Here is a 26,292-nt window from a genome sequence, read left to right as displayed (position 1 = left end):
AAACTGCTAATATTTCCGTATAATAGATAGGCTTTCATTTAACCGACTTCTATTTGAAGTTACTTAGATGGCATAAAAGATTATAAAATAAGGTTTGAAGAAAAGTACTTCACCTTGAGTTCTAAGACCAAAAATATAATATGAAAAGGATACTATTTTCTTTCATTCTAATTTGCAATGTTGCCATTTTTTCATATGCTCAGGATTTTCAACAGCGAGCAGACTATACAATTTCAGTTTCCCTGGACACTGCTAATAAAATTCTGTCAGGAGATGTAATTTTACAGTATACTAATAATTCTAATTCCAGTCTGGATGAATTGTATTTTCATCTGTGGATGAATGCCTACAATTCCAAGTCCAGTTTTTTTTCCAGACAGAACTTGGCGGGAAATGATAGCAAATTTTATTGGGCTGATGAAAATGAAATGGGCGGATATAAGAAAATTGAATTTTCCAATGGCAGTAAAGAACTGAACTGGACATATTACAAAAACAATGAAGAATACGTTGAATTAAAATTAAACGAGCCATTGCTGCCTGGACAAACCCGCTCAATTCATATTTCTTTTGAAGAAAAGATCCCTTATATCTATTCCCGTGGAGGGTGGGCCAAGGATTTTTTCGCATTAACTCAATGGTTTCCGAAAGTAGCTGTATATGATACTGACGGATGGCACACATTCCCTTATCTGGAAATGGGGGAATATTACTCAGAGTTTGGTAACTACGACGTAACCATAGATACACCTGACAGCACTGTTATAGGTGCAACAGGAGTTTTGACCGGGACTGACACACTGGAATCGGGGAGAATTATTAGGAATTATAAAGCAGAAAAGGTTTTGGATTTCGCATGGTTTTACGGCCCTAATATGATCGAAAAAAGGGGATCAATAACACTGGATAACGGACACAAAGTGGATTTACATTATTACGCTCCCAAAGGGTATCCACTAAACAATATAAAAGTCGCAGATACATTAGTTCCGCAAGTAGAAGGCCAGGTAAATAATAATTTATCTCCTGTTGAAATGATGGCAAGAGGTGTCAGGTTCTATTCAGAAGAGGTAGCTCCCTATCCTTATCCTCAGGTCAGCGTAGTTATTGGTCCATTAAATACTGGCGGTGGTATGGAGTACCCTATGATCACGTTGGTAGCTCCGATGAAAGACCCTGAAACACTAGATCGAACCATTACGCATGAAATAGGGCACAATTGGTTCCAGGGGATACTGGGATTTAACGAAAGAACTTCACCGTACCTGGACGAAGGAATCAATAGTTTTTATGAGAATAAATATATGAAAAAGTTTTATGGAGAAAGGAAGCAAGACTTTCAAATTATGGCAGCCCGAACAGATTTGAACTTTGACCAGCTATTGTATCTGGGAAGTTACGAAAGGGGTGAAATAGTTCCCCTCAATAGCCATACACATGATATGACCATGATGCAATACTACTTCAATGGCTATATGATCCCTCCATCCCTATTCAAAAAACTGGAGGAGGTAACCGGCACCGATATATTTAAGCAAAACATGCAAGAGTTTTACCAAATCCATCAATTCGGCCACCCAAAGATCCAAGACCTTCGCCGTATTTTTGAAAAAGAAGGAAAAGATTATAGTTGGTTTTTTGAAGATATGATATCATCCGTCAAATCATATGATGTAGGCATTAAAGACGTCCAAACCAGAGGGGATAATTACAGTGTAACCCTAAAAAATACAGGTGAAATAAAAGCACCTGCAGTATTAAATATTTACGATGGACCTGAAATCGTGAAGAGCATTTCTGTAGAAAAATTTAATACTGAAACCACTGTTACCGTTCCTATTGACGACTACGATTATTTTGAAATAGATGCCGAAATAGCTATAGATCAAAGCCCCGAAAATAATCAATATGCCTTCGTACCTGAAAGAAAGCAAAAATTTCTCAACCCTGTACTCGGTTTAAATAATCCCGGGATTGACAAAGTTTGGTGGTATCCAATCCTCAATTACAATTACCCCTCCGGAATGATATTTGGAGCGGGTTTGCACAATATTACAGTTCCGGGAAACAATTTTGAATTTTACATTAATCCGGGGTTTGGCATTAAAAGTGCAGAAGTTGTAGGACTGGCGGGAATGGAATATTACAAACCTAGTAACAATAAAAAATTACGTTATTTCAATGCAGGTTGGTCTGCCAAAAGATACACATATTTGCGGAATGAAGAATTGGATTATAATTTAAACTATATAAGAATCAATCCTCACCTAAAATGGTCATTCCAGGCCAATGACAGCTTTAATCCGTGGTATAAAACCCTTACGTTTTCTGCCCCCATAGTCAGCCAGGAGTTACCCAGGTTTGACTCGGAAACGGGTAGTTTTTCCAATAAAGAAAATATTTACAGGGTTATTCCCCGCGCAGAATTTACCATACAAAAATATTCACCTGTCAACAATGTTGAACTTAACTTACTGGCAGAATATCAATCCTACGAAGGCTTTAATGATGGAGAAAATGAAAACTATTTAAAGACCACCGTAGAATTAATAACTGATTATGCTTATGCCCCGGGGAAAAAGATCAATGCCCGTTTTTTCATTGGTGCTTTTCCCGTTAATAGTGCCAGGGATATTGGTTCTGTTGCCAACGAATACGTTCAAGGAACCTTTGCTATGTCCAGTCAGGGCTACAACGACTACGCATTCGATGGATACTTCCTGGACCGATCCGAAAGATCTCAAAACATTCTTTCACAGCAAATACGCCAAAACGACGGAGGATTTAAAGATTTTTTAGGTTCTTCTTATGCACAGGTAGTGGGTAATAGCAATTCATTTCTGGCTGCAGCCAACCTGAGTCTAGATATACCTTTTATGCCCAAGAAGATTCCCTTGAAACCCTATTTTGATATAGGTGTATATGACGATGCAACTCCCACAGGTGAAGGCATGAAACTATTATTTAGTGGAGGTATTATGTTTGGAAAATCCAATTGGCCTGTTTCTATCTATTTACCTTTAGTCTATTCTGGTGAAATAGGAAATATTCACAAAGAAAGAGGAAATATTTGGAAGCGTATTACCTTCAAAATGGATTTAGAAGATTTCGGTCTTTCCCAAAAAGCAAGAGATACTAAATTGGAGAAACTAGGTATTTTCCAGTAACAATTGTAGTTCTTCTTCAATTTGAAAAAGGAGGCAGTATAACCTTGATTTAATTTTGCAAAGATGATGCAAAGACATAGTCACATTAGAACCGTGAGGATGATTTCTAGCAAAGCATCGTACTCAAACTCAAGTAGTCTATATCAGAAAAGACTTTTTATATAAATAGCAATTCATAGGCTATTTTCAATTATGCATCTTTCTTAAACCAGGTTCGAACAGATCCCCTGGGCAACATTTGCCAAGCTCTTTCGTGTAAATAGTATAGAATTAACTTGGAAAACACCTCTATCCCTCCTATTGAAAGAGCAAACTTCCAGTTCCCAGTGATAAAGTAGGAAATTATCATTGTATCCAACGTACCCAATACCCTCCAGGTCACACCTTTAATAAAGGATCGAACATGGGACTCTTTGGCTTTTTTGGGGAGAGATTGTTCAGCCATAAAATTTTGTTTAAAGATATCTATAATAACCGGGAAAAAGTAGAAAAATTGCACCTGGTACCACGAATTATACCTCATTCATTGATGACACATCTATTTATGATCGGATCACAATCATTCCCTAAGTTATTACTGGAAATTTATGATTGATAAGCCCCGCTGAACAGTGTCTAAACCAGCATCTGGTCCCGCATACATCCAGATGTACATATTTCTTGCAGCACACTAGCTGTTTAGTTTAATAAAACCACCATCTATTGGATAATCAGTGCCTGTAATAAAACCGGCATCATCACTACACAAATAAATAGCCAACCGAGCAATTTCTACCGGATCGGCCATCCTTCCAATGGGTTGCGTTCTTGATAATGCTTCAAACATTTCTTCTTCCTTTCCGGGATAATTTTTAGCAATGAAACCATCGACAAATGGGGTATGAACACGCGCAGGTGATATAGAATTACATCGAATACCTTTGTCTATATAATCCTTAGCAACAGAATACGTCATTGTCAATACAGCCCCTTTGCTCATACTATACGCAAATCTATCACTTATACCTACCGTAGCGGCAATGGAAGCCATATTCAAAATTACGCCACCGCCAGCTTCTATCATATTTGGCAATACAGTATGGATGCAATTATAGACACCTTTAATATTGACATTATATATCCGATCAATATCTTCTTCTGTGGTAGAAAGGGCATCTCCTACGTGAGCAATACCAGCATTATTTATAAGAATATGAATTCTGCCACTTTTGTTAACGATCTCTTCCATACAAGACCGAACTGTGGTTTGATTGGAAACATCACACTCCAAACAAGTAATCTCTTCCTGAGTAAACCCTTTACTTTCTATTTTTCTATTACCTTCTTCCGTTTTCACTTCCAACATATAAACTTTAGCTCCTTCTTTCGCAAATTCCTCCGAAATCGCCCAACCAATTCCACTGGCACCTCCGGTAATCACTACATTTTTATTATCGTATTTTCCCATAATATAGAGTTTTGAGTAATTAAAGTTTTAAGTGACTGAAGTACATACAGTTTCGAATTACTATAATTTAACGAACTCAATTCGGTAATGATACTTCACTGGTTTTATTCCATTAAAGGGGATTCATAGTTCTCCATATGCTACAGACTGACACCTCTTCTCCATGGTATAAAATCGTCTTGACCTAATAATTCAGCCTTAGTTTTTTCCCGACCACTTGCCACTTCTATTATCTTTGTAAATAAACGCTCGGCAACCTCATCCAAACTTTCCTCACCTCTTATAATACCTCCAGTATCAAAATCGATTATATCAGGCATTTTCTCTGCCAATTGTGTATTAGAAGAAATTTTCATAGTTGGAGAAATGGGATTTCCTGTTGGTGTTCCCAATCCAGTGGTAAATAAAATCATATTGGCTCCACTTCCCGCCAATCCTGTAGTAGATTCTACATCATTTCCAGGTGTACAAAGCAAACTCAGTCCATTTTCTTTTACTTTCTCCGTATAGTCCAATACATCGTTAACTGGAGACCTTCCCCCTTTCTGTGCAGCACCAAGAGATTTAATGGCATCAGTAATCAATCCATCCCTAATATTTCCCGGTGAAGGATTCATATCAAACCCACTACCCACTTCGTTTGCTGAAGCATTATATGACTTCATTAAAAAAGTAAATTTTTCAGCCAACCTGTCATTGACCATTCTGTTGACTAAATCTTGTTCGGCACCAAACAATTCGGGAAATTCCGACAACATTACCTTACCATCGAGACCGGATAGATAATCTGCCACCCTGCCTACTACTGGATTCGCCGAAATTCCGGAAAAACCATCACTACCTCCGCACTCCATCCCCAAACACAGATGCGATAAAGATGACGCTTTTCTCTTTATTTTATTTGCCTGTCGAAGACCATCCATCGTTTGCTCAATTACATCGTATAACATCCTGTCTAAGCCCTGATATTTTTGTTGCTCGAAAATTAACAATGGCTTATCAAATGATGGATTTCGTTCCTCCAGCACCTCCTTAAATAATTGTACTTGTAAATGCTGACAACCCAAACTCAATACCGTAACACCAGCAACATTGGGATGATCTGCATATCCAGCTAACAACTTTGCCAGTACGACTACATCATCATGAGTACCTCCACATCCTCCCTGATGAAGTAAAAACTTAATACCATCCACATTTTCAAAAAATGGAGATTGATCGTTTTCAATTAGTTGACCATTACTACTTTCGCCAGAAATGAGGCTTCGAACGAGTGCTCTGTATTTATTTTCCTTCTTATAACCTAGCTCTGTTAACAAGGCCTCTTTAATAACTTCTAAATTGCGATTCTCACAAAAAACCATGGGGAAAAACAGCCAATAATTCCGGGTTCCCACACTCCCGTCATTTCTTTGATATCCATCAAAAGTTAGGGATTTAAATTCTTCAATACCGGAAGGTTTCTCCCAATAAACTTCATCTATATTCCTCTTATAATTTTCATTGGATGCATGATGGATATTGTTTTCCGTAAGTAAGGCTCCTGCCATTAAATTTATATCGGCAATTCCGACCAAAACGCCATACATGATAATTTCATCTCCCACATTTAGGTCCGCCACAGGAAATTTGTGTTTAGCAGGAATATCTTCAATTAATCGAACCCTGTGGCTTTCGTAGATAATTTCGGTACCTGCCTTAAGGTCTTCCAATGCTACCAACACATTATCGCCTGAATTGATTTTTAGTACTTTATTATTATATGATTCTTTCATATGGAATATTACCTTGCAATGTATTACCAGAATTTAATGAAAATGCATAAATAATCACTGAATTGCCCTGTCAAGATGGGTATATCCTCCATCAACATATAAAATCTGGCCTGTAGTATGTCCTGAAGTTTTGTTGGATAAAACAAAGGCTACCATATTTCCGATCTCCTCCGAAGTTGTAAATCTGTTCTCAAAAGGAATTTTACCAACAATGGACTTCAATTTCTCATTTGAATTGGGCAAGGAATTTATCCATTTTTCATACAATGGTGTCCATACTTCTGCAGGTATTACACAGTTCACCCGGATACTATAGGGCAACAATTCCACTGCCCATTCACGCGTCAAACCATTCACCGCTCCTTTTGATGCGGCATATCCCGACGTACGCCCTTGTCCGGTTTCGGCCACCTTGGACCCAATATTTACAATATTTCCTTTGGTTTCCTTTAAGTAAGGTAGTGCCTTCTGTACAATCGAATAAAAATGAGTAACATTTTTATTGAATGATGCTACAAATTCTTCCGGGCTTCCATCTTCCAATGAAACACCATCATTTACCCCGGCGTTATTGACAATGCCATCAATCCTCCCAAATTTACCAGCAACATATTCTACCAATTCACCACATTTCTCAATATCCGTTAATTCAATTTGAAAATGATCGGCTTTTCCTCCTTTAGAAACAATCTCTTCCACTTTCTTTTGACCATCGGCCTTATTCCTGCCGGCAATTATTACCTGGGCCCCTTCTTCTGCTAAAATAGCAGAAATAGCTCCCCCTATTCCTTTGGACCCCCCTGTGACGATAACTACTTTATTCTGTAATCCTAAATCCATTTTTATTCATTAATATTTTTTAAATAGAATTCTTCAGCAGACCGACTAAGTATATTTTTTTGGTCTTCCAGATCCCAATTTTCCATATATTCCATTAAACTTTCCAATACTTGACTATACGTTCCTGCAACCAATGCCACTGGCCAATCAGAACCAAACATTAACCGATCGCTTTTAAAAGATTCACATACTATATCTAAATACGGTTTGATGTCTTCAGCAGACCAATCTTTCCAATCCGCTTCTGTTATCATACCCGAAAGTTTGCAATAAACCTGTTCATATTGGGCAATCTCATTAATTAAAGCAGCCCAACCATCAATATATCCCAGTTTTATATACGGTTTGGCAATATGGTCAATTACAAATGATTGCTCCGGATACAGTTTTATTAGTTCAAGGGCAGAAATTAATTGATGGGGATAGATTAAAATATCGTATGAATACCCCCTTTCGAAAATAATTTCCAACCCTTTTCGAAAACGCTGATCGAGCATAAACAAAGGATCCGATTCTCCCTGGACAATATGTCTGAATCCAACTAAAAGTTCTTCATCTCTAAACTCGTTAAGCTCGTTTTCAAGATTATCACCTTTTAAGTCAATCCACCCTACGACTCCTTTGACTAAATTGTTTTTTTTGGCTAGGTCTAATAGGAATCGTGTTTCATTCAAACTTTGATCGGCTTGAACGGCAATAGTACCATCAACACGATTTTTTTCTAGAATGGGCTTTAAGTCTGAAGGCAAAAAATCTTTTTGAATCACTTTCATCGTATCATCGATCCAGGCATAACTCACAGGATCGTACTTCCAAAAATGTTGGTGCGAATCAATTATTTTCATCCCCCCCTGTTCTGTTTGTAAGAAAAATACGATCCATCAACACCCATTTCTCTCCTTTCATACTTCCGGGTATTTGTTGCTGATATTTCCACATCAATTCTTCCCACTCTATCACTTTGGGATTATTAGAATCCATTTCACCTTTCTTTTCGAAAGTAAAATCATTATCTGCCCAAATAATCATAAAAAGTCTGTTCCCGAACCTAAAAATCTCCATACTTTCAATTCCACTGTCATGGATACTTTCAAGAATTTCAGGCCACACATCCTGATGATATTCTTCATATTCAGCAATTAACTTGGGATCATCTACTAAGTCAAGTGCCAGACAATACCTTTTCACTGCTTCACTATTTACCTGAGTAATTAATTACTTTTTGCTTACTGGTTCCCAATCCTTCTATTCCCAATTCCATTACGTCACCGTCTTTAAGAAAAACAGCAGGATCAAGTCCCAATCCCACTCCGGCCGGTGTTCCTGTAGAAATAATATCACCTGGCTCCAGGGTCATAAACTGACTAAGGTAATGTATGATATAAGGGACTTTAAATACCAGGTCTTTAGTGCTACCATCCTGGTACTTATGACCGTTCACGGAAAGCCATAACTTTACGTCCGACAAGTCAGGTAATTCATCCTTTGTAGAGATCCAAGGTCCTAAAGGTGCAAAAGTATCACAACTCTTCCCTTTTACCCATTGGCCACCTCTTTCTAATTGAAAAGCACGCTCACTTACATCATTGTGCAAAACATATCCTGCAATATAATCTTCTGCATCTTTCTCATCAATGTAGGAAGCTTCTTTTCCAATGACGACGGCTAATTCGACTTCCCAATCCGTTTTAGTACTAGTTTTGGGAATTACAACATTATCAAATGGGCCACAAACTGAACTACTGGCTTTGAAAAAAACAACAGGTTCCTTGGGAAGTTCCATACCTGATTCAGAGGCATGGTCAGCGTAATTGAGTCCAATACAGATCAACTTCCCCGGCCTGAATACAGGAGCAGCCCAACGCACATTTTCAGGAATTTCAGGAAGGTCTTGTTCTGCCAATATATTGGCTAGGGAATCTAATTTTCCAGAGCGGAAAAAATCAAAATCAAAGTCCTTTATTACAGAACTTATGTCGTATCTCTTGTTATCTACCAATACACCCGGTTTTTCCTGGCCGGGTTCTCCAAAACGGATTAATTTCATGACGTGTAAAAATATAATTAGTTATAAAATTCAATCAATTCACTGGATAAACATCTAAGAAATATGGTTTTTCATTAGATGATTGTCAAGCATCGTCCAAATTAATTAAATAATTTTCTCTTTACCATGAAAAGCCATCAATTTATAAAAATTACTTTATTTGGGATGCTATGCCGTATAATTTCCTGGCTTCATCCAATGAATACACTCCCAGCATTCCAGGTTGAATAATTATCTCCTTCCCGGCTTTGACCTGTACATATCGAAAACCGTAGTTTACTGTTGTAGAATCCAATTGGAAAGAATAAATAAATCCATTTTCATCGTCTTGTACAAATTCTTTGAAATACGGATTTATTCTAATCACTTCCCTGTAATCTTCGACTGCTGCCTTTTGATTTCTGAAGGCATCCGAATAAAATAATTGGATATTATATCCATCATCTCCTTGCAAACTGACATCCTTTTGAATGCCCAGATCAGTAGAAGATACTTCAACACTATCCGGAGCTTTAATTTCCACAGGAATACCATAAGAGATCAAATCTTTATATTTATACGATTTCTCATTATCCGATGTACAGGAAATCAAAAAAACAAAAATTATTATATTAAAACTCCCGATTGTGTACCTCATACGATATTAATTATTTAGTTTGGCAAAGATTAAAAATTTTTGCGACTCTACTATGAAAATTGAAATAGCTGCAAATTCTTTTGAATCGGCACTAATCGCCGATAAAGCGGGTGTTGACCGAATAGAACTCTGTGCAAACCTGGAATTGGGAGGCACAACACCCACACCTGGGCAACTTATCTGTGTCAAAGATAACCTTAATATTCCTGTTAATGCATTAATCCGACCACGTGGTGGAGATTTTATCTACTCCGAACTTGAATTTAAAGAAATTTTAGAAAGTATACGGTTTTGTAAACAAATTGGAATAAATGGAGTAGTAATTGGTTTTCTAACTATTGATGGAAAAGTTGATTTGGACAAAACCCTAAAGGCAATGGAACAGGCCAAAGGAATGGATATAACTTTTCACAGAGCTTTTGACCAATGTATGAATCAGGAAAAATGCCTGGAAGATTTGATCACACTCGGTATTCCCAGGGTATTGACTTCAGGTGGTCAAAATTCAGCACCTGAAGGAATTAAAAAAATTAATAAGCTCATCGAACTGGCTGGTGATGATATTATTATTATGCCGGGTGGCGGAGTCAATGAAAACAATATTTTGGATATCGAAACCTATACAGGGGCCAAGGAATTCCATATGTCTGGTAAAAGTGAAATCAAAAGCCCTGTAGAATATAGAAACAAAGCATTAGAACTTATCAATAAGGACGATATTCATGAGTATAATTACCTTCGTAGCAACTACGAGAAAATCCTTCGAATAATGGATAGAATTAACAACCGCAAATAGTCCTAGAATACTATGTTCTCGGTTTGATAGTACATCCAATGGCCCTGGTTTCTTTTGTTCCGGGGGAAGATCCACTTTGTATGGCAGAAATGGCATCTTCAACATACCTAATTTCGACACCATCCTCACTCTGGGGATTATCGTCTATAGCACCAATATATTGTAATTTTTTATCCCCGTCCAAAACATATACCTGGGGAGTTTTAGTAGCTCCAAATTGAGCATGAACACCTTCTGTATCCACTAAATAAGGGAATGTATATTTTTTCTCATTCGACCGTTTAGCCATTTCATCTTCACTATCCCCTGGTTTAAGAGCCGGGTCATTGGAATTAATAGCCAGCAATGGGAATCCTGCATCTGAATATTTATTTGCAAGGGTCATGATTCGGTCTTCATATAGTTTTGCATACGGACATGTATTGCAGGTAAAAACAATAATATATCCTTTAGATCCACTATAATCACTGAGCGAAATTGACTTACCATCAAATGTGCTCAAAGTAAAATCACTAACAACTTCCCCCAATTTATAGGGTTCAACATCCTGGTCCAAAGGACTAAAAAAACCACTGATTCCCGCAATCCCCAATCCTAACACACCTAAAATACTTACAATTAATGTTTTCATAGTTTACCATTTTTTGAAAAATTACTGATCTCTTCTGAAGTAGTAAACACTCCTTCATGGAAAAATCGTTCCCCGGGTGTATGAACTTCTGTGGCAGGGATAGCTCCCGACCAATTTTCATTGACCTTGGGAATCCATTCATTCACATCTGGATCTACCAAAAGATAGATATCGTGTTTTATACCTTCCTTGATAATATACGGAAAAAGCTTACTTTTCATTTGCGTATCAAAATCAAGACTTACTAATAGAACTTTTACCTCCGGATGCCTGTTAGCGAACTGTTCAATAACGGGTAACTCTTCCACACAGGGTTTACACCATGTTGCCCAATAGTTAATTAAAATAGTGTCGTGAGACATTTGCTCCAGCTGGGCGGATAATTCATCGAAACTAACTTGCCCTTTAAAAGAATCTGGTTGTTGCCCCTGTCCTAAGAATGGAATAATGATAAAAATGAGTAATCTACCTACCATTGCCATGTAAAATAACTTTATACGTATGCCCTTTATGACCCAATTCCTGTAAAAACTCATTGTCAACAAGCACGCCATTTTCACGAGGTTGAAATCCAATGGTTACATCTTTCCTTTCTTTATCGAAAACGGTTAATTTAACTTTTTGTTGTCCAGTGTAAGTATCAATTAAACTTTGAATTTCATGGACATACACTTCATTTACCTCATCAATAGGAACGAATAATTGAACACCTTTAATCGAATTACTAGCCACTTCCCGCAACAAGTCCACCGTTTCAATTGAATGCCTTAGTTCGCCCGAACGCGTAGTCTTAAAAGATACAGTCAGATGTAAAAAGTTCCCGGTTTCAAACAGACCTTTATTATTGAGGAAGGTTTTTCCACCAACAAAAAATTCATAACTTCCACTAAAGTCCTGAATTGTAAATACACAATAATCCAATCCTCTTTTACTAATACCTGATCGAGAAGCTGTTACCAGGCCTCCTATTTTAAACCTTCTACCCGCAGACATATATTCCTCCATCATTTTCAGGTCACAATCCGTGAGCTCCTTCAACAACTGGCTCACCTGATCCAATGGATGCCCACTGGCATATATGCCTACAATTTCCTTCTCTTTATCTAGCTTATACATTAATTGCCAGGGCTCGGCATTAGGAGGTTCTGGCGCTTGAAGTGTTACGGTTGATTCAAATCCAAAAAGGGAGTTTTCCATTGAATTTTTTGCATCTCGAAACATATTCCCATAGCGAACAAGATGTTCAATAAATGTTTCATATTTATCTGAAGACTCAAAATACTGAGAACGGTCAATTTCCGAAAATGTATCCAATGCTCCACCGTAAACCAAATTTTCGATACTTTTTTTATTAACAGTTCTCAAATTTATCCGCTTGATAAAATCTTCAATATTTTGAAATTTTCCATTCGCTTGCCGTTCGTCTACCAAAGATCTTGCAGCAGATTCTCCCACGCCTTTAAGACCAAATAACCCAATTCGGATATTCCCATTCTCATCCACATCAAAGTTTAGTGCACTTTCATTGACATCAGGCCCCAATACTTTTATTCCCATGGCACGACACTCTTTAAGGAAAAATTCGAGTTTCGTAATATCGGAATAGTTATGCATCAATACAGCTGCCATAAACTCAGCGGGGTAATGCGCTTTCAGGTAAGCCGTCTGGAAAGCGACAATGGCATAACATGTCGAATGAGATTTATTAAAAGCATACGAAGCAAAAGCTTCCCAGTCTTTCCATATCTTTTCCAGCACTTTCTTGGGGTGTCCATTGGCTATTCCGCCTTCCAGGAATTTGGGTAACAATTCGTCGATTATCTTTTTTTTCTTTTTCCCCATGCCCTTTCTCAACATATCTGCCTGTCCCTTGGTAAAACCGGCCAATTTTTGAGACAACAACATCACCTGCTCCTGATATACCGTAATTCCATACGTCTCTGCCAGGTATTCTTCCATTTCCGGCAAATCATAGGCAATTTCCTCCCGTCCGTGCTTACGCTCCACAAAGTTAGGGATATATTGCATAGGGCCCGGTCGGTACAAGGCGTTCATGGCAATTAAGTCCCCAAATTTATTGGGCTCCAACAACTTAAGATTTTTCTGCATCCCCGGGGACTCATATTGAAACACACCAACCGTTCTCCCTTTTTGGAATATCTTTTCATATGTCAATTCATCGTCCAACGGGATTTCATCAGGATCGATTTTTACTCCCCTGTTCTTTTCAACTAACCGAATGGCATCTTTTATAATCGTAAGGGTCTTCAATCCCAAAAAATCCATCTTCAGCAGCCCTGCATTCTCTACTACAGAGTTGTCAAATTGTGTCACTAGCAAATCCGAGTCTTTGGCTACTGAAACCGGTACAAATTCACGGATATCAGAAGGTGTAATGATTACCCCACAGGCGTGAATTCCAGTATTACGCACCGAACCCTCCAGATTTTTTGCTGTTCGAAGCATTTCACCTATCACACTGTCTTCTGCCGCTAACTCCCTGATCTTTTTAGCCTTTTCCAGATCATCCGGTGATAAATCGCCACTTATTTTACCATCAATTTTCCCCTCTTTCAATACCCTTTCAAGACTAGCTTTCGGATGGGATGGATAGGACTTCGAAATAATGTTGACTTCATGTAGCGGTACGTCTAGAACCCTGCCTACATCCCGTATTGACATCTTCGCGGCCATCGAACCATAGGTAATAATCTGAGCCACTTGATTACGGCCGTACTTATCCACCACATAATCAATAACTTTATTTCTCCCCTCATCATCAAAATCAATATCGATATCGGGCATGGAAATACGCTCAGGGTTTAAGAATCTCTCAAAAAGAAGATCATACTTAACGGGATCCACATTGGTAATTCCCAGGCAATACGCTACAGCAGACCCTGCAGCAGATCCACGTCCCGGTCCAACGGACACACCCAAATTTCGTGCTGTCGAAGTAAAATCCTGGACAATAAGGAAATAACCGGCATAACCACTTCCATTAATTACACTTAATTCAAAATCCAGGCGCTCACGAACAATTTCATTCAACTCTTTATACCGGATTTTCGCCCCCTCATAAGTTAAATGCCGCAGGTAGTCTTCCTGGTTCGAAAATTGAGAAGGCACTGGAAACGCCGGCAATAAAATATCTCTCGCCAGTTTGAGCGGTTCAACTTTATCGTAAATCTCAAGGGTGTTATCCATAGATTCCGGTATATCGCCGAAAAGCTTCTCCATTTCTCCTTTTGTCTTGAAAAAGAAATCTGAGCTCGGAAACTTAAACCTGCTTTCTTCCTCCGCTTTATTCCCTGTATTAATACACAAAAGTATATCGTGCGCTTTCCAGTCCTCCTCCTCAACATAATGTGAATCATTGGTAGAAATTATTTTCACATTGTACTTCCTTGCCAACCGTATTAATTCCTGGTTCACATCCTCCTGGCTCATTCCGATCCCATCGATATTTTCTAATCCCCTGTGCCGCTGCAACTCGATATAATAGTCCTCTCCAAATAGATCCAACCACCACTTCAGCAATTCTTCCGCTTTTTCCAAATCCCCGGATAAAATCGTTTGGGGTATTTCTGCACCGATACAACAGCTCGTAGCAATTACACCTTCGTGATACTTAACCAATAATTCCCTGTCAATCCGCGGAAAGTCATTGTACAGACCTTCCATAAACCCCAAACTACAAAGCATCGACAAGTTGCGGTATCCCTGGGCATTTTTAGCCAATAACAATTGGTGAAATCTTTTGTCCTTCTCCCCTTTCTTTCTGGAAAAAGATTTCCTATGCCTGTCATCAACCAGGTAAAATTCACATCCGATAATGGGCTTAATTCCCCTTTTCTCTGCTTCAGATACAAACTTAAATGCGCCAAACATATTACCGTGATCGGTAAGTGCCACCCCTTTTTGTCCATCCTGTAGGGCTTTATCCATCATCAGGTCGATCTTGGAAGCACCATCTAACAGTGAAAATTGAGTATGGCAATGTAAGTGCATAAAATCCGGCATAATCTCGATATGTTTTAGAATTCAAATATATGAAATATTATATATGAAAACGGTAAACTAATGCATTCACTTATCAACACCTGATATCAAAATTCGTTGCACCCCATCCACTTTTGTAAGAGGATAATCTTGATAACACTCACTCTAAAATTACAAATGTACAATTTGACATAGGTCAATAAATAAACTAATTATTAGATAATATCTTTTGTCAAAAAAGATCTACTTGTAGTTTAGGACAATGTGTAAAAAATGAAGTCTAAAAATTTAGATTTTCATTAAAAAAAGTTCTTCTGTAAAATAAATATCTTAGAACAAACTTGCTTTTACATTTACAAAGGATTGCTGATAGATTGAAATCAAACATTCAGTCATTTATTAAAGAAAAAGCATCGAAACATTAAAAGAAGGGTGTATCTATTTTTCCATATATGATCTCTTTAATCCTATCATCTAAAATTAGTATTATATTAAGGGTTATTATAACGAAGACCATCAAAAGGACCATTAAAATATTACGCTGTTGTTTGCCAGAAGCTTTTTTACCTGTTTTATACTGATAAAACTGGGTAATCAATAGTAAAATCATTCCAATAGGAAAAGTAATCTCTCGAATAACATCACTCAATTCCATATGTATTTAATTTAAAGAAGTGAATTGGTTAACAGTCAGGACAATACTTAACAGCATAATCTACGGTCTCTACATATGAACTCGCTGCACCTACAGTCGAAACAACTCCAACTACCGGTACAGTTGCTGTAGCAACAGTTAATACGACTGTATCAGCTATTCTTGCGGCATGCTGCCAGAATTGTCATTTCTTTTTACAAAAAAATCTTCTAAAAAGTTATTCTGTGGATCTCTCTTTGCGCTTCAGGAAAAAATACTTCAACATTCCCGGAAGATGGTAGATCAAATAAAACAAAACCATAACAGAAAATCCTCCTAATAAAACAACTATTAAAATCTCTCTGGAAAAATCTTTCATCATTATCACAATCGGAGAAAATAAAATAAAAGTCATAATTAAGATAATAGCCCATTTTCTTGTTATAAAGATGGATTTTCGCTCTCCTGTTTTATAGCGATAATACTCTATAAAAAAATAAATAATAATGGCAATAGGCCATGCAATATCCATAATAAAATCCTTCCAATCTAAAACTAAATCAACAAGCTCCATTTTCTTTACAACATTTTATTGCATAATGATAGGTTTCAACCAATGATCCTGCAGCTCCTACAGCGCCTATCCCGGTTGATGCTGTTGCAGTAAGGAGAGCCGTATCAGCAATTCGTGCAGCATGTTGCCAAAAACCACATTCTTTTGCACTAAATAAAGTTGCCGCAACTCTAAAAACACCCCTGGTTATTTCATTCGCACTGGCTTCAGCATATTTATACATTCCTATTGCTACATTTATTCTGTTTTCCGGATTAGCAATATAAATTTGGTGTATCTGTAGGGTGCTAATATACCTATCGATTGTACCTTCCTCAGCATTAAATATCGATTCGATTTCGCTTACGGTTACATTGGATAGATCGTCTGGAGGAATACTCTCTAATTCCTTTACCCTGTTAAGATATTCTTGCATCCCATCTCTAGTCATTTCATCCATGAAAATCCCAATAGCTTTTCCCACCTCAAGAGCAATTTTGTCGTTGAAATTTTGCAAGTCTGCTTCACTAATTTCATATAATTCCGCTTGCCAATTTGGATCAGCAGTAATTTCTCTTTTTTCACAGCTTACGAATACGGTCAAAAAAAGAAATAGAATAAAAGGCATGCTCTTCTTTGGCAAAGTTGAGTTTTTCACATTACAGTATTTACATTATAACAATTCCTCTATAATAAAATTATTTTTGCTAAATAAATTATTACTAAAGAATATTTTATAACAAAATCGTAAAAAAGCAAAACACCCATCCTAATTAAAACATACCCATCTTTGAAGACACTATAAAAGCAATAGATATATTCTGACCGATTATTCTAAAAACACCTTGTAAATTAATAAAAAACTAACTCGTATCCATTTTTAGCACTTTTATAGTCCCTTTTTCATCCGTTTGTTTTTTGCAAAACAATGAAAGTCAAAATAACTTTGGATTACATAATTCAAACGAAAAAAGCTTATGGTCATGAAAACAAAAATTTTATCCATTTTACAGGTATCGATTTTGATGTTCCTTTCTACACTATCTATTACCGCCCAACATTCATCTTTCAATCTTAACAGGGAAATTCAATTAACAGGAGAATCAAATACTTTCGAAATTTCAATTCCAATTGCACCAGGTCTCAAACAATTAGGAATTACTGTTTCCAGCTCAATTTGGCAGGGAGATATTTCTATTGAATTATATGACCCCCGAAAAAAGAAAATTGGAAATTATTCTGTAGGGACCCAAGTAGATGATAAAACAGACCCTGAAAAAAGTCGCTTTAGTAAACCAAAGGAAACGGTTGAAGGGAGAATTGTAAAAGTTTTCGAGAACCCTATACCAGGTGATTGGAAAGTAACAATAAAAACAGAAAAAAGTAAAGGACATGTCAATATATCAACAACATCAAATGAATAATTTATAAAAGATATTATATATTTATAAGTATGTGGATATATATCAGAGGTGTATCAGTTCTCCTTATTCCAATTTTTCTCACCACAAATATTCAATGTCAAATAACAGGACAACTTGACGTGGACTCCAGCTGGCAAAAATTTGTCTTTTTGAGTCAAATACCCAGTATGAATGATATGTACACTATGTCAAGCAATATGATCATTGACAAAGTAAGGATTGACAGTCAGGGCTACTTTTCAATAAAAACAACATTCCTGCCAAAAAAAGACGGGCTTTACAGGATACACCTTTCCAAAGTGGGTAGTCCTCCTGCTTCTTTAATTATAGGTGGCCAAGATGAAAATCATCTATTTATTATGGCTCACCGTCATTCCCAATTCAATATTAAATCCTTAGGTAGAACTGCGACCTTGTTTGATAGCCTGGAAATCACCAATTCACCAGACAATGACAAACTACTCATGATTAATAAAATTACCGAACTTGAGGAAAACAGGGAAATCACCGGCACCCCGTTGAAAAGAGATTTAATTTCCAAAGCCGTCAATGAAAAACTCCGAACCATAGCGGATACCTCTGAAAACCCGCTGGTTTCTCTATACGCCATATACCAAAGTAGTTTTGAAGCCAATTATACTGCTCACAGAGAGTTCTATGAGCAATATTTACAAAAATGGGAAAATGAAAAATCACTGTATTTTGATATATTTAGGAAACAAATAGATTTACGAAACCCTGCTCATAGCCTACATTATGTATGGATCGCCTTACTATTTTTCGGAATTGGAATATTGACGACTTTATATATTTTTCCAACAATCAAACGCAAACATCCTATTCATGATCTCAGTATACAGGAGCGAAAAATATTCAAACTTTTGCAGTCCGGAAAATCAAATAAAGAGATTTCGGAGGAATGTAACATAGGTATTAGCACGGTTAAATCTCATGTAAGTAATATTTACACCAAACTCAACATAAAGTCAAGGAAAGAAGCCATGGATATCAATCATAAATAAAATTACCCCCTTCTTAAACCATTTTTTCTTTCTATCGTCTATATATCTTACATGAGTGTTCACCGAATCGAAAAAACAAAATTATCCTTTTCAGATCAATGGAAAGCGCTGGGAAATCTCCCCAAATTTATTCGTCTAATTTGGAATACGAATAAGCAACTTACGGTTGCGAATATTATCCTTAGAGTAATAGCATCTGTATTACCATTAGCCATCCTATTAGTCGGGAAAGAAATTATTGACACCATTGTATGGTTGATCGACCAACCTGATTCTGACAAAACCTATCTATGGCGATTGCTATTCATAGAAGGAGGCCTGGCGGTCCTGCAAATTCTTCTCCGTCAGGGAATCAGTCTGATAGATGGTTTATTGGGAGACTTATTCAGCAACAAGGTTTCTGAAGATATCATCCACCATGCAGCATCCCTGGATCTATACCAGTTCGAAAATGCCGACTTTTACGATAAAATGGAACGGGCACGGCAGCAAACAACCAGCCGTACCATACTACTATCCCTGGTGCTAACACAATTACAGGAAATTATTTCTCTAATTTCATTGGGAGTAGGACTGGTACTTTTTAGTCCGTGGCTAATTCTACTGCTTATAATCGCTGTGATACCATCTTTTATCGGAGAATTGCATTTTAATATGCGTACATATTCTATAACTCGTTCCTGGACCCAGGAACGACGAGAGTTGGACTATTTGAGATATCTGGGTGCTTCGAATGAATCAGCCAAGGAAGTTAAAATTTTCAACCTGGCCAATCACCTGGCCCGGCAATTCAGGATTTTGGCTCATAAATATTACGAAGTGAACCGGAAATTAGCAATAAAAAAATCTACCTGGGCCGGTATTCTCTCTTCAATCGGGACTATAGCCTATTATGGAGCCTATATCGTGATCATTCTCCAGACGGTCAGTGGCACGATCACACTAGGTACCTTGACTTTCTTATCGGGATCATTTAAAAAAATGCAATCAGGTCTTCAAGGTATTATGCTCAGATTTTCCCAGATATCTTCCCATTCCCTTTACCTGTCAGACCTATTTGATTTTTTTGCAATACAACCCAATATAGTTGATAAAGAAAATAAGCAACCTTTTCCTGCACCCATAGTGAAAGGATTTCGATTTGAAAATGTCAGCTTTCGATACCCAAATACGGATAAATATGCCATTAAAGACTTATCTTTTACTCTCGCTCCCAACGAAAAAATTGCACTGGTAGGGGAAAACGGCGCCGGGAAAACAACGCTGGTCAAATTATTGGCCCGACTATATGATCCCAGCGAAGGAAATATCTTTATTGATGACATAAATCTAAAAGATATAGACCTATCTGATTTACGACGCAATATTGGTATTATATTTCAGGATTATATACGCCTACACTTTACGGCCAGAGAAAATATTTCTATCGGTAATGTAGAAATTATGGATAGCAAAAATGGTGATACCGTTGAATGGGATACTCGGATAGAAAATGCTGCTGAAAAAAGTTTGGCGTCAGAAGTTATTTCTTCGTTACCCGGGGGATTGGATCAAATACTCGGCAGGCGATTCGAAGATGGGATTGACCTTTCAGGAGGACAATGGCAGAAAATCGCATTAGCACGGGCCTATATGAGAGATGCCAAAATTATAATACTTGACGAACCCACTTCAGCTTTGGACGCCAGAGCGGAACACAAGGTCTTTGAACGATTTACTGAACTTATGGATGGCAAATCCGCTGTAATAATCTCACATAGATTTTCTACTGTCCGGATGGCAGATCGAATTCTCTTTTTAAATGACGGTAAATTAATAGAGGATGGATCGCACGAAGAACTTATGATTCGCAATGGCATGTATGCAGAATTATATTCCCTGCAAGCAAGAGGCTATCAATAATCTACCTGCAAAAGATTCCTTTAAAAAGTTGACATGTTTTCAGCTAAAATACAACTATACATAGCGCTGATGTCTTGCATTCAAACTTGACAAAAGGGAATATTTACCAATTGATAATTTCTTATAGAATAATGAAATAGAATACCACTTTTATATCAATGGAATGGAATCAAAATCCATAACTGAATCTTACAGTCTCAGAAATAATAAGTGATTAGAGCCTTAATAGTTTTATTTTTCCCGGTTTCTATAGATCCCTGGGATCGTCCATTTCCGTCTTCTTTTACTTTTTCTCACTTTGGATAAATGATGATCAGAAGGTTCTCCTAAGACGAACCCAATAGCCTGCCAATCCTCACTGGCATCAAATACGACCTTTATCACCGCCACCAGTGGTAAAGCTAAGATTAGTCCCATTAAACCGAAAAGCATCCCCCCTAATAAGAGGGAAATAATTGCTGCCATAGGGTTGATACTCACTTTTCCCCCGACTATATTGGGCGTAATAAAATTTCCTTCAAAAAATTGTACAATCTGAAACCAAATGATCACTCCCAATGCGTACCAACCGTTGTCCATAGTAGCAAGGGCAAATAAAGCGGGTAAAATGGAGCCTATAGCGATCCCAATATAAGGGATCAATAACAACAAGGCGGCAAGAATCCCAAAAAACCATGCATATTCTATACCCAAAATCAATAGCCCAAGGGTATTGAGTACCGCGACGATGGCCATTACTGTTACGAGTCCTACAATATAGCTTTGAATAACATAATAGATCCTTACCAATACCCTGTGAACTTTATCAGATTCTATATGATCAAAAGCCCGATAAAAAAATTCAACGAAGAAATCACGGAAATATAAGATAAAGTATATATACAGGGGCATCAACACAAAATTCGCTAAAGTAGACCCCGCTGAGCCGAAGAAACTCGTGAGATATGAGGTGGCACTGGAGATCATATTCTGCGACTCCTTTTTCAACCAATCCCACATATCCGTAGGCTCAAGACCAAATTGATTTAAAAAAAACTTCTCCAACGCATTAATCGCTTGGGTATATTTTTCCTGAAATTGATAATCGACTTTTCCAATTACGATTACCTGGTTGACGATAAACCAAATTAATCCGGCCAAAACCACAATAGAGAATACAACGGAAATAATAGATGCCAAAGCCCTCGGGATTTTCAACTTTTCCAATCTGGCTGTCAAGGGATAAAGGACTATTGAAGTTAGGATTGCAAAAAGCAATGGCACAAGAACCCCCTGGAGTATATACATAACTCCTATTGTAACTACTGCAATAAATAATTTGGAAGCAGTTTTGCTCGCCATATATTAAATACTTCAAGTTTTAAATGTTTAAAGGTATAATATTCCCACTAAATCCTTATATTTTTAAAAAATTTCAAGTGTAATTTCTCATTCACAAAAGGAATCTTATTAAGATGATATATTTCAGGGCATTACCTTTATTTCTTATAACTTCATTAATTGTGTCACATTCTTCATTTTCTCAGGGTGACTCTGCGTATATTTTTTCATATTTTATCAACAATGGGGAAGATGGTTTGCACCTGGCTTATAGTAAAGATGCATTACACTGGCTCCCTATCAATGACAATGAATCTATTTTGACACCCGTGGTGGGGAAAGATAAGCTAATGAGAGATCCCTGCTTAATAATCGGTAGAGATGGCTATTTTCATATGGTCTGGACAGTAAGTTGGGGAGAAAAAGGGATAGGATATGCCAAATCCAAAGACTTGATTAATTGGTCCGACCAGCGATTTTTACCCGTCATGAAACACGAAGAAGAAGCTTTGAACTGTTGGGCTCCGGAATTATTTTATGATGAAATATCTGGAGAATATATGATTTATTGGTCAACCACCATTCCGGGAAAATTCCCTCAAACTGACCATACCGGAGACAAAAATTACAATCACAGAATGTACTACACTACCACAAAAGACTTTGAAGACTTTTCTCCTGTAAAACTCTTATTTGATGACGGTTTTAATGTAATTGACGGAGTGATAAAAAAAGTAGGAGGAGAATTCTATATGATTGTGAAAGACGAAACCAAGAGACCAACCCCCATGAAAAACCTTCGGCTTACGAAAAGTCTATATCTCCATAAAGGATATTCTAATGCAAGTCAACCTTTTTCGGTGAACTGGGTAGAGGGCCCAACGATTATCAAATTAATCCATTCAAATGAATGGATCTTGTACTATGATGAATATACGCGCCATAAAATGGGAGCTCTTAAAACAACCAATTGGCAAGACTGGGAAAATATTTCCGACCAGATTTCCTTTCCCAAAGGATTGCGACACGGCACCGCTCTCAAAGTTCCCAATTCTATTTTAAATAATTTAAAAAGACACTACCGGAAATAACCCTTTTCTAGATTAATTTACTTTCGATTAAGGATTTAAACCTTACGATTCCTTGGATCTTCTTGATATTTCGTCTCTGATTTTCGCCGCTTTTTCATAGTCTTCTTTTTCAATGGCTTCATCCAGCATTTTGTTCAAAGTATCCATAGAATAGGATTCCAACCCCTTTTTACGAGATTGTTGACTGTGCGATACCTTTTCTTTTTTAGCTTCATCGCCCTCAAGAATCACTCCAGCATTCTCCAAAATAAACTCATATGTAAAAACGGGACAGTTAAATCGAACAGCAAGTGCCAAAGCATCTGAAGTTCGCGAATCAATTTCTATAACTTCTCCATTTTGCTCACAAATTAGTTTTGCGTAAAATACTCCGTCTAACAAGTCATTTATAATAATTTCTTTAAGATTAACCTTGAAGGTATTAAGTGTATTCTTAAACAGGTCGTGAGTTAAAGGACGTGTGGGAGTCATTCGCTCCATAGCAACGGCAATAGCCTGCGCTTCAAAACCTCCTATTACAATCGGCAACCTTCTCATCCCCTCTTGTTCCCCAAGAACCACTGCATAGTTATTTGATTGTGTAACCGAATGAGACAAGGCGATTATATCCAGTTCTATTTTCTTCATATTACCTAAATATATAATATTAACGCCAAAAATAAGAAAAATACTTTTCGCATTAGTATATTATCAAATTCCTTTCAAAAGTATCCTAAAACTAATTCTATTAGCAATACAAAAGATCATGGAATTTGTTGGAAGAAAATACCTTATTTTTAATTAAACTAAGAGTAATAAATCTAATTAACATAAAACGTGGTTACACTACACCGGAATATACTTTCAAACGCATTATATATCCAATAGTCTTCGAAAACCCAACGTTTCGTTAATTGAAATCACTTCCTGTACATCTTTAAAACGAGGATTTAATGAATGAAAATTAACCATTTTCGTGGTTCCGTCTTTCATATAGAAAAACACTTTTGAATAATTAGCATTTACACTATTAACCCGGCTTAAATCTACTTTATCTTCAGGCCCAGAGTCCAATTTATAAAAGACATTTTCTCTATCCCATCTTATATAAAACTGAGACTTACGCTCTTGATCGTAATAGACCAAAATCATTGAAAGAGTAAATAAAAAGGAAAAGACAAACCGGTAATCTCCAAGCTCAAATGGGGATCGGAAACCCGAGAGCAAAATAGATCTCAATTCTACCAGCCCCACAATAAATGAAGCAAAAATTAAGAATAGTATCACTCTGCGAACCCATCTATGAAAAATTCTGGGACGAATAATATGCTCTTCCATAACACAGATTTTAAATTAAACAATCAGACTTTCATAAAATAGTATTTTAATTTTATAAATTTAAATTATTTAACATTAAAATACATAATTGTGTTTATTTTCAATCAAAAAAACCAACATATAAATCAATGACAAAATTTAAAATCAATATTAAAACATACACTTGAATGTAGTTATAGGAAAAACGATACCTATGACCGGCTTGAAGTCATAGCCAAAAATGGTATTATTACACGAAGACGAATGAAGTTCAGCAAAAAATAGCCACCTTGATTAAATAATAATAGGATCTTTATGAAAACAAAATTACCATTGTCAAATGAGTTGGCAAGTACATCTCTAATGGATATGGAGGTATATTGAAAAATGGTAGCTGCTGATATTTACAGAAAATAATTATTGTGTCCCGTGTTTCCAGTATCGTGAATAAAATAAATTTAGGTTCCCATTAATGGCGGATATCATTTAGCATCCGTTGATATGTATTGGTCAATTGTTCTTGACTATAGCCAAGACGGTACATATTATATACTAAAATATTGGCACATTGCACTTTCAAATAGGAATTTTGATTGTATTTACGGGTACTGACTTTAATATCGTTATTTATCACCTGGAACTTACCATAATTTTTTAACCTATCTACAATATCAAAATCTTCCATAATTGTAAAGTTCTCATCGAAACCTCCAATTTCTTCAAACACACTTTTAAATAAAAAAAGGCTTTGATCTCCCCCACCTGTCCATCCCATATTGAATTTTGAGAGAAATCCATTTAACTTCATTAAGACTGGACCATCCTGAAAATCCATTTTGAAACAACCGGCGTCAAATCCCTGCAAGAGAGAACTGTAAATATCTTCGATAAAAGTCTCCGGAGGTTTCGCATCTGCATGAAGGAAATACAAAATATCTCTTGAAGCCTTTTGAGCACCTAAATTCATTTGAGCGGCCCTTCCTTTCCCCGAACTGTAAATTTTTACCGGGAAATCCTGGGCAATTGCGACGGTAGAATCATCACTACCGCCATCTACCAAAATAATCTCAGCCTCTTTTCCATGGGCCATGAGATATTTTAATTGGTCAGCAATCCCTTCCTCCTCATTTAGGACAGGTATAATAATGCTCACCAACGTATTATATCTACTTTCCACTTTATTACTTTATTCCATTAAAATGCTTCCAACACGGTCAAATAAAATTGGAACTCTTCACCATGCGCGATATCAAATCTAATATTAACTCTCTTTTCGCGGTTCAAAATATACCTTATCCCTGCTCCCCCAGCCCATTTCAAAACCAGATCATAATCTTCAAAACTAAAAACATCACCCGTTGAAATAAATGGAGCCATAAAAAACCGCTTAAAAATGGGTATTCTTAGTTCACATTGTATAGCCCACAGATTATTACCTCTATATCTCCCTTCATAAAACCCCCTCATAATTTTATTGCCACCCAATAATGATAAATGATAAAAAGGCACTTCCCCTATCCGATAATTCATCACAAACTGGCTGGCAATTATCCATTGATTATTTAGAGTCGAAAAAGTACGTAAATCTGAATCAATTGCTACAAAATTATAATCAGAACCAACAATTTTATCAGCAATTTCTACTGAAAGGATTTAGTGAGGGAGTTATTCAATTTGGACAAAAAATTCTTTGGCGACCACCCGATGC

General features: G+C 36.9%; 26 protein-coding genes. 7 read left to right on the top strand and 19 right to left on the bottom strand.

Going from position 1 to position 26,292, the window contains the following annotated elements:
- Positions 1-140 precede the first annotated feature (140 nt).
- Positions 141-3,167: a M1 family metallopeptidase gene (locus tag LVD47_RS11990; protein WP_236976250.1), complete on the top strand. Its 3,027-nt coding sequence runs from the start codon at positions 141-143 to the stop codon at positions 3,165-3,167.
- Positions 3,168-3,357: 190 nt separating this feature from the next.
- Here LVD47_RS11990 and LVD47_RS11985 read toward each other — a convergent pair whose 3' ends face one another.
- The 8 genes from LVD47_RS11985 to LVD47_RS11950 all read right to left on the bottom strand — a co-directional run bounded on the left by LVD47_RS11985 (position 3,358) and on the right by LVD47_RS11950 (position 9,913).
- A complete protein-coding gene (locus tag LVD47_RS11985) occupies positions 3,358-3,612 on the bottom strand; it encodes a DUF2061 domain-containing protein (protein WP_236976249.1) in 255 nt (84 codons plus the stop codon).
- A 225-nt stretch (positions 3,613-3,837) separates the two neighbouring features.
- A complete protein-coding gene (locus tag LVD47_RS11980) occupies positions 3,838-4,614 on the bottom strand; it encodes an SDR family NAD(P)-dependent oxidoreductase (RefSeq protein WP_236976247.1) in 777 nt (258 codons plus the stop codon).
- A 140-nt stretch (positions 4,615-4,754) separates the two neighbouring features.
- Positions 4,755-6,389 (bottom strand): UxaA family hydrolase, encoded by a 1,635-nt coding sequence (locus tag LVD47_RS11975; protein WP_236976246.1) that lies wholly within the window; start codon positions 6,387-6,389, stop codon positions 4,755-4,757.
- Positions 6,390-6,443: 54 nt separating this feature from the next.
- The gene (locus LVD47_RS11970) at positions 6,444-7,229 is read right to left on the bottom strand and encodes an SDR family oxidoreductase (RefSeq protein WP_236976244.1); all 786 of its coding nucleotides are present in this window, start codon (positions 7,227-7,229) and stop codon (positions 6,444-6,446) included.
- A 2-nt stretch (positions 7,230-7,231) separates the two neighbouring features.
- On the bottom strand, positions 7,232-8,074 hold the full coding sequence (locus LVD47_RS11965; RefSeq protein ID WP_236976242.1) for an amidohydrolase family protein: 843 nt from the start codon (positions 8,072-8,074) through the stop codon (positions 7,232-7,234).
- A complete protein-coding gene (locus tag LVD47_RS11960) occupies positions 8,061-8,417 on the bottom strand; it encodes an L-rhamnose mutarotase (RefSeq protein ID WP_236976240.1) in 357 nt (118 codons plus the stop codon). The genes LVD47_RS11965 and LVD47_RS11960 overlap by 14 nt, the downstream gene beginning before the upstream one ends.
- A gap of 7 nt (positions 8,418-8,424) precedes the next feature.
- Positions 8,425-9,276: a fumarylacetoacetate hydrolase family protein gene (locus LVD47_RS11955; protein WP_236976238.1), complete on the bottom strand. Its 852-nt coding sequence runs from the start codon at positions 9,274-9,276 to the stop codon at positions 8,425-8,427.
- A gap of 151 nt (positions 9,277-9,427) precedes the next feature.
- The gene (locus LVD47_RS11950; protein ID WP_236976237.1) at positions 9,428-9,913 is read right to left on the bottom strand and encodes a hypothetical protein; all 486 of its coding nucleotides are present in this window, start codon (positions 9,911-9,913) and stop codon (positions 9,428-9,430) included.
- Between the two features lie 52 nt (positions 9,914-9,965).
- On the opposite strand from LVD47_RS11950, the gene LVD47_RS11945 reads away from it, so the two are divergent.
- Positions 9,966-10,709: a copper homeostasis protein CutC gene (locus tag LVD47_RS11945; RefSeq protein WP_236976236.1), complete on the top strand. Its 744-nt coding sequence runs from the start codon at positions 9,966-9,968 to the stop codon at positions 10,707-10,709.
- A 10-nt stretch (positions 10,710-10,719) separates the two neighbouring features.
- Here LVD47_RS11945 and LVD47_RS11940 read toward each other — a convergent pair whose 3' ends face one another.
- The 6 genes from LVD47_RS11940 to LVD47_RS11915 form a co-directional block, all read right to left on the bottom strand.
- Positions 10,720-11,340, bottom strand: coding sequence for a thioredoxin family protein (locus LVD47_RS11940; protein WP_236976235.1), 621 nt, complete (start codon positions 11,338-11,340; stop codon positions 10,720-10,722).
- Positions 11,337-11,822 carry a TlpA family protein disulfide reductase gene (locus LVD47_RS11935; protein WP_236976234.1) on the bottom strand — a complete coding sequence of 162 codons (486 nt, stop codon included), beginning with the start codon at positions 11,820-11,822 and terminating at the stop codon, positions 11,337-11,339. Before LVD47_RS11935 ends, LVD47_RS11940 begins: the two co-directional genes overlap by 4 nt.
- Entirely contained in the window at positions 11,806-15,363 is a 3,558-nt protein-coding gene (gene dnaE / locus LVD47_RS11930; RefSeq protein ID WP_236976232.1) for a DNA polymerase III subunit alpha, read from the bottom strand. Before dnaE ends, LVD47_RS11935 begins: the two co-directional genes overlap by 17 nt.
- A 400-nt stretch (positions 15,364-15,763) precedes the next feature.
- Complete coding sequence (locus LVD47_RS11925) at positions 15,764-15,997, bottom strand: hypothetical protein (RefSeq protein ID WP_236976230.1); 234 nt, start codon at positions 15,995-15,997, stop codon at positions 15,764-15,766.
- 217 nt (positions 15,998-16,214) lie between these two features.
- Positions 16,215-16,550 carry a hypothetical protein gene (locus tag LVD47_RS11920; protein WP_236976229.1) on the bottom strand — a complete coding sequence of 112 codons (336 nt, stop codon included), beginning with the start codon at positions 16,548-16,550 and terminating at the stop codon, positions 16,215-16,217.
- Positions 16,537-17,187, bottom strand: coding sequence for a hypothetical protein (locus tag LVD47_RS11915; protein ID WP_236976228.1), 651 nt, complete (start codon positions 17,185-17,187; stop codon positions 16,537-16,539). Before LVD47_RS11915 ends, LVD47_RS11920 begins: the two co-directional genes overlap by 14 nt.
- 325 nt (positions 17,188-17,512) lie before the next feature.
- Here LVD47_RS11915 and LVD47_RS11910 point away from each other — a divergent pair, with 325 nt between their 5' ends.
- From LVD47_RS11910 to LVD47_RS11900, 3 genes are all read left to right on the top strand, one after another.
- A complete protein-coding gene (locus LVD47_RS11910) occupies positions 17,513-17,953 on the top strand; it encodes a hypothetical protein (protein WP_236976226.1) in 441 nt (146 codons plus the stop codon).
- A 167-nt stretch (positions 17,954-18,120) separates the two neighbouring features.
- Positions 18,121-18,975: a helix-turn-helix domain-containing protein gene (locus tag LVD47_RS11905; RefSeq protein ID WP_236976224.1), complete on the top strand. Its 855-nt coding sequence runs from the start codon at positions 18,121-18,123 to the stop codon at positions 18,973-18,975.
- 51 nt (positions 18,976-19,026) lie between these two features.
- Positions 19,027-20,877 (top strand): ABC transporter ATP-binding protein, encoded by a 1,851-nt coding sequence (locus LVD47_RS11900; RefSeq protein ID WP_236976223.1) that lies wholly within the window; start codon positions 19,027-19,029, stop codon positions 20,875-20,877.
- A 231-nt stretch (positions 20,878-21,108) separates the two neighbouring features.
- Here the strand turns inward: LVD47_RS11900 and LVD47_RS11895 are convergent, their stop codons facing one another.
- Positions 21,109-22,218: an AI-2E family transporter gene (locus LVD47_RS11895; RefSeq protein WP_236976221.1), complete on the bottom strand. Its 1,110-nt coding sequence runs from the start codon at positions 22,216-22,218 to the stop codon at positions 21,109-21,111.
- A gap of 113 nt (positions 22,219-22,331) precedes the next feature.
- On the opposite strand from LVD47_RS11895, the gene LVD47_RS11890 reads away from it, so the two are divergent.
- Positions 22,332-23,288: a glycoside hydrolase family 43 protein gene (locus LVD47_RS11890; RefSeq protein ID WP_236976219.1), complete on the top strand. Its 957-nt coding sequence runs from the start codon at positions 22,332-22,334 to the stop codon at positions 23,286-23,288.
- A gap of 42 nt (positions 23,289-23,330) precedes the next feature.
- Here the strand turns inward: LVD47_RS11890 and LVD47_RS11885 are convergent, their stop codons facing one another.
- From LVD47_RS11885 to LVD47_RS11870, 4 genes are all read right to left on the bottom strand, one after another.
- Complete coding sequence (locus LVD47_RS11885) at positions 23,331-23,915, bottom strand: bifunctional nuclease family protein (protein WP_236976217.1); 585 nt, start codon at positions 23,913-23,915, stop codon at positions 23,331-23,333.
- Between the two features lie 225 nt (positions 23,916-24,140).
- Positions 24,141-24,605, bottom strand: a complete 465-nt coding sequence (locus LVD47_RS11880; protein ID WP_236976215.1) for a hypothetical protein — start codon at positions 24,603-24,605, stop codon at positions 24,141-24,143.
- Between the two features lie 448 nt (positions 24,606-25,053).
- Positions 25,054-25,761 carry a TIGR04283 family arsenosugar biosynthesis glycosyltransferase gene (locus LVD47_RS11875; RefSeq protein ID WP_236976213.1) on the bottom strand — a complete coding sequence of 236 codons (708 nt, stop codon included), beginning with the start codon at positions 25,759-25,761 and terminating at the stop codon, positions 25,054-25,056.
- A gap of 17 nt (positions 25,762-25,778) precedes the next feature.
- A complete protein-coding gene (locus LVD47_RS11870; RefSeq protein WP_236976949.1) occupies positions 25,779-26,180 on the bottom strand; it encodes a BamA/TamA family outer membrane protein in 402 nt (133 codons plus the stop codon).
- On the opposite strand from LVD47_RS11870, the gene LVD47_RS11865 reads away from it, so the two are divergent.
- Positions 26,072-26,292: hypothetical protein (locus tag LVD47_RS11865; RefSeq protein ID WP_236976211.1), on the top strand; the 221-nt coding region annotated here is incomplete at its 3' end. The two genes, LVD47_RS11870 and LVD47_RS11865, sit on opposite strands and share 109 nt — an antisense overlap.

This window comes from Membranihabitans maritimus (assembly GCF_021729145.1).
Lineage (GTDB): Bacteria > Bacteroidota > Bacteroidia > Chitinophagales > Saprospiraceae > Membranihabitans > Membranihabitans maritimus.
This window is presented reverse-complemented; position numbering and strand designations above follow the sequence as displayed.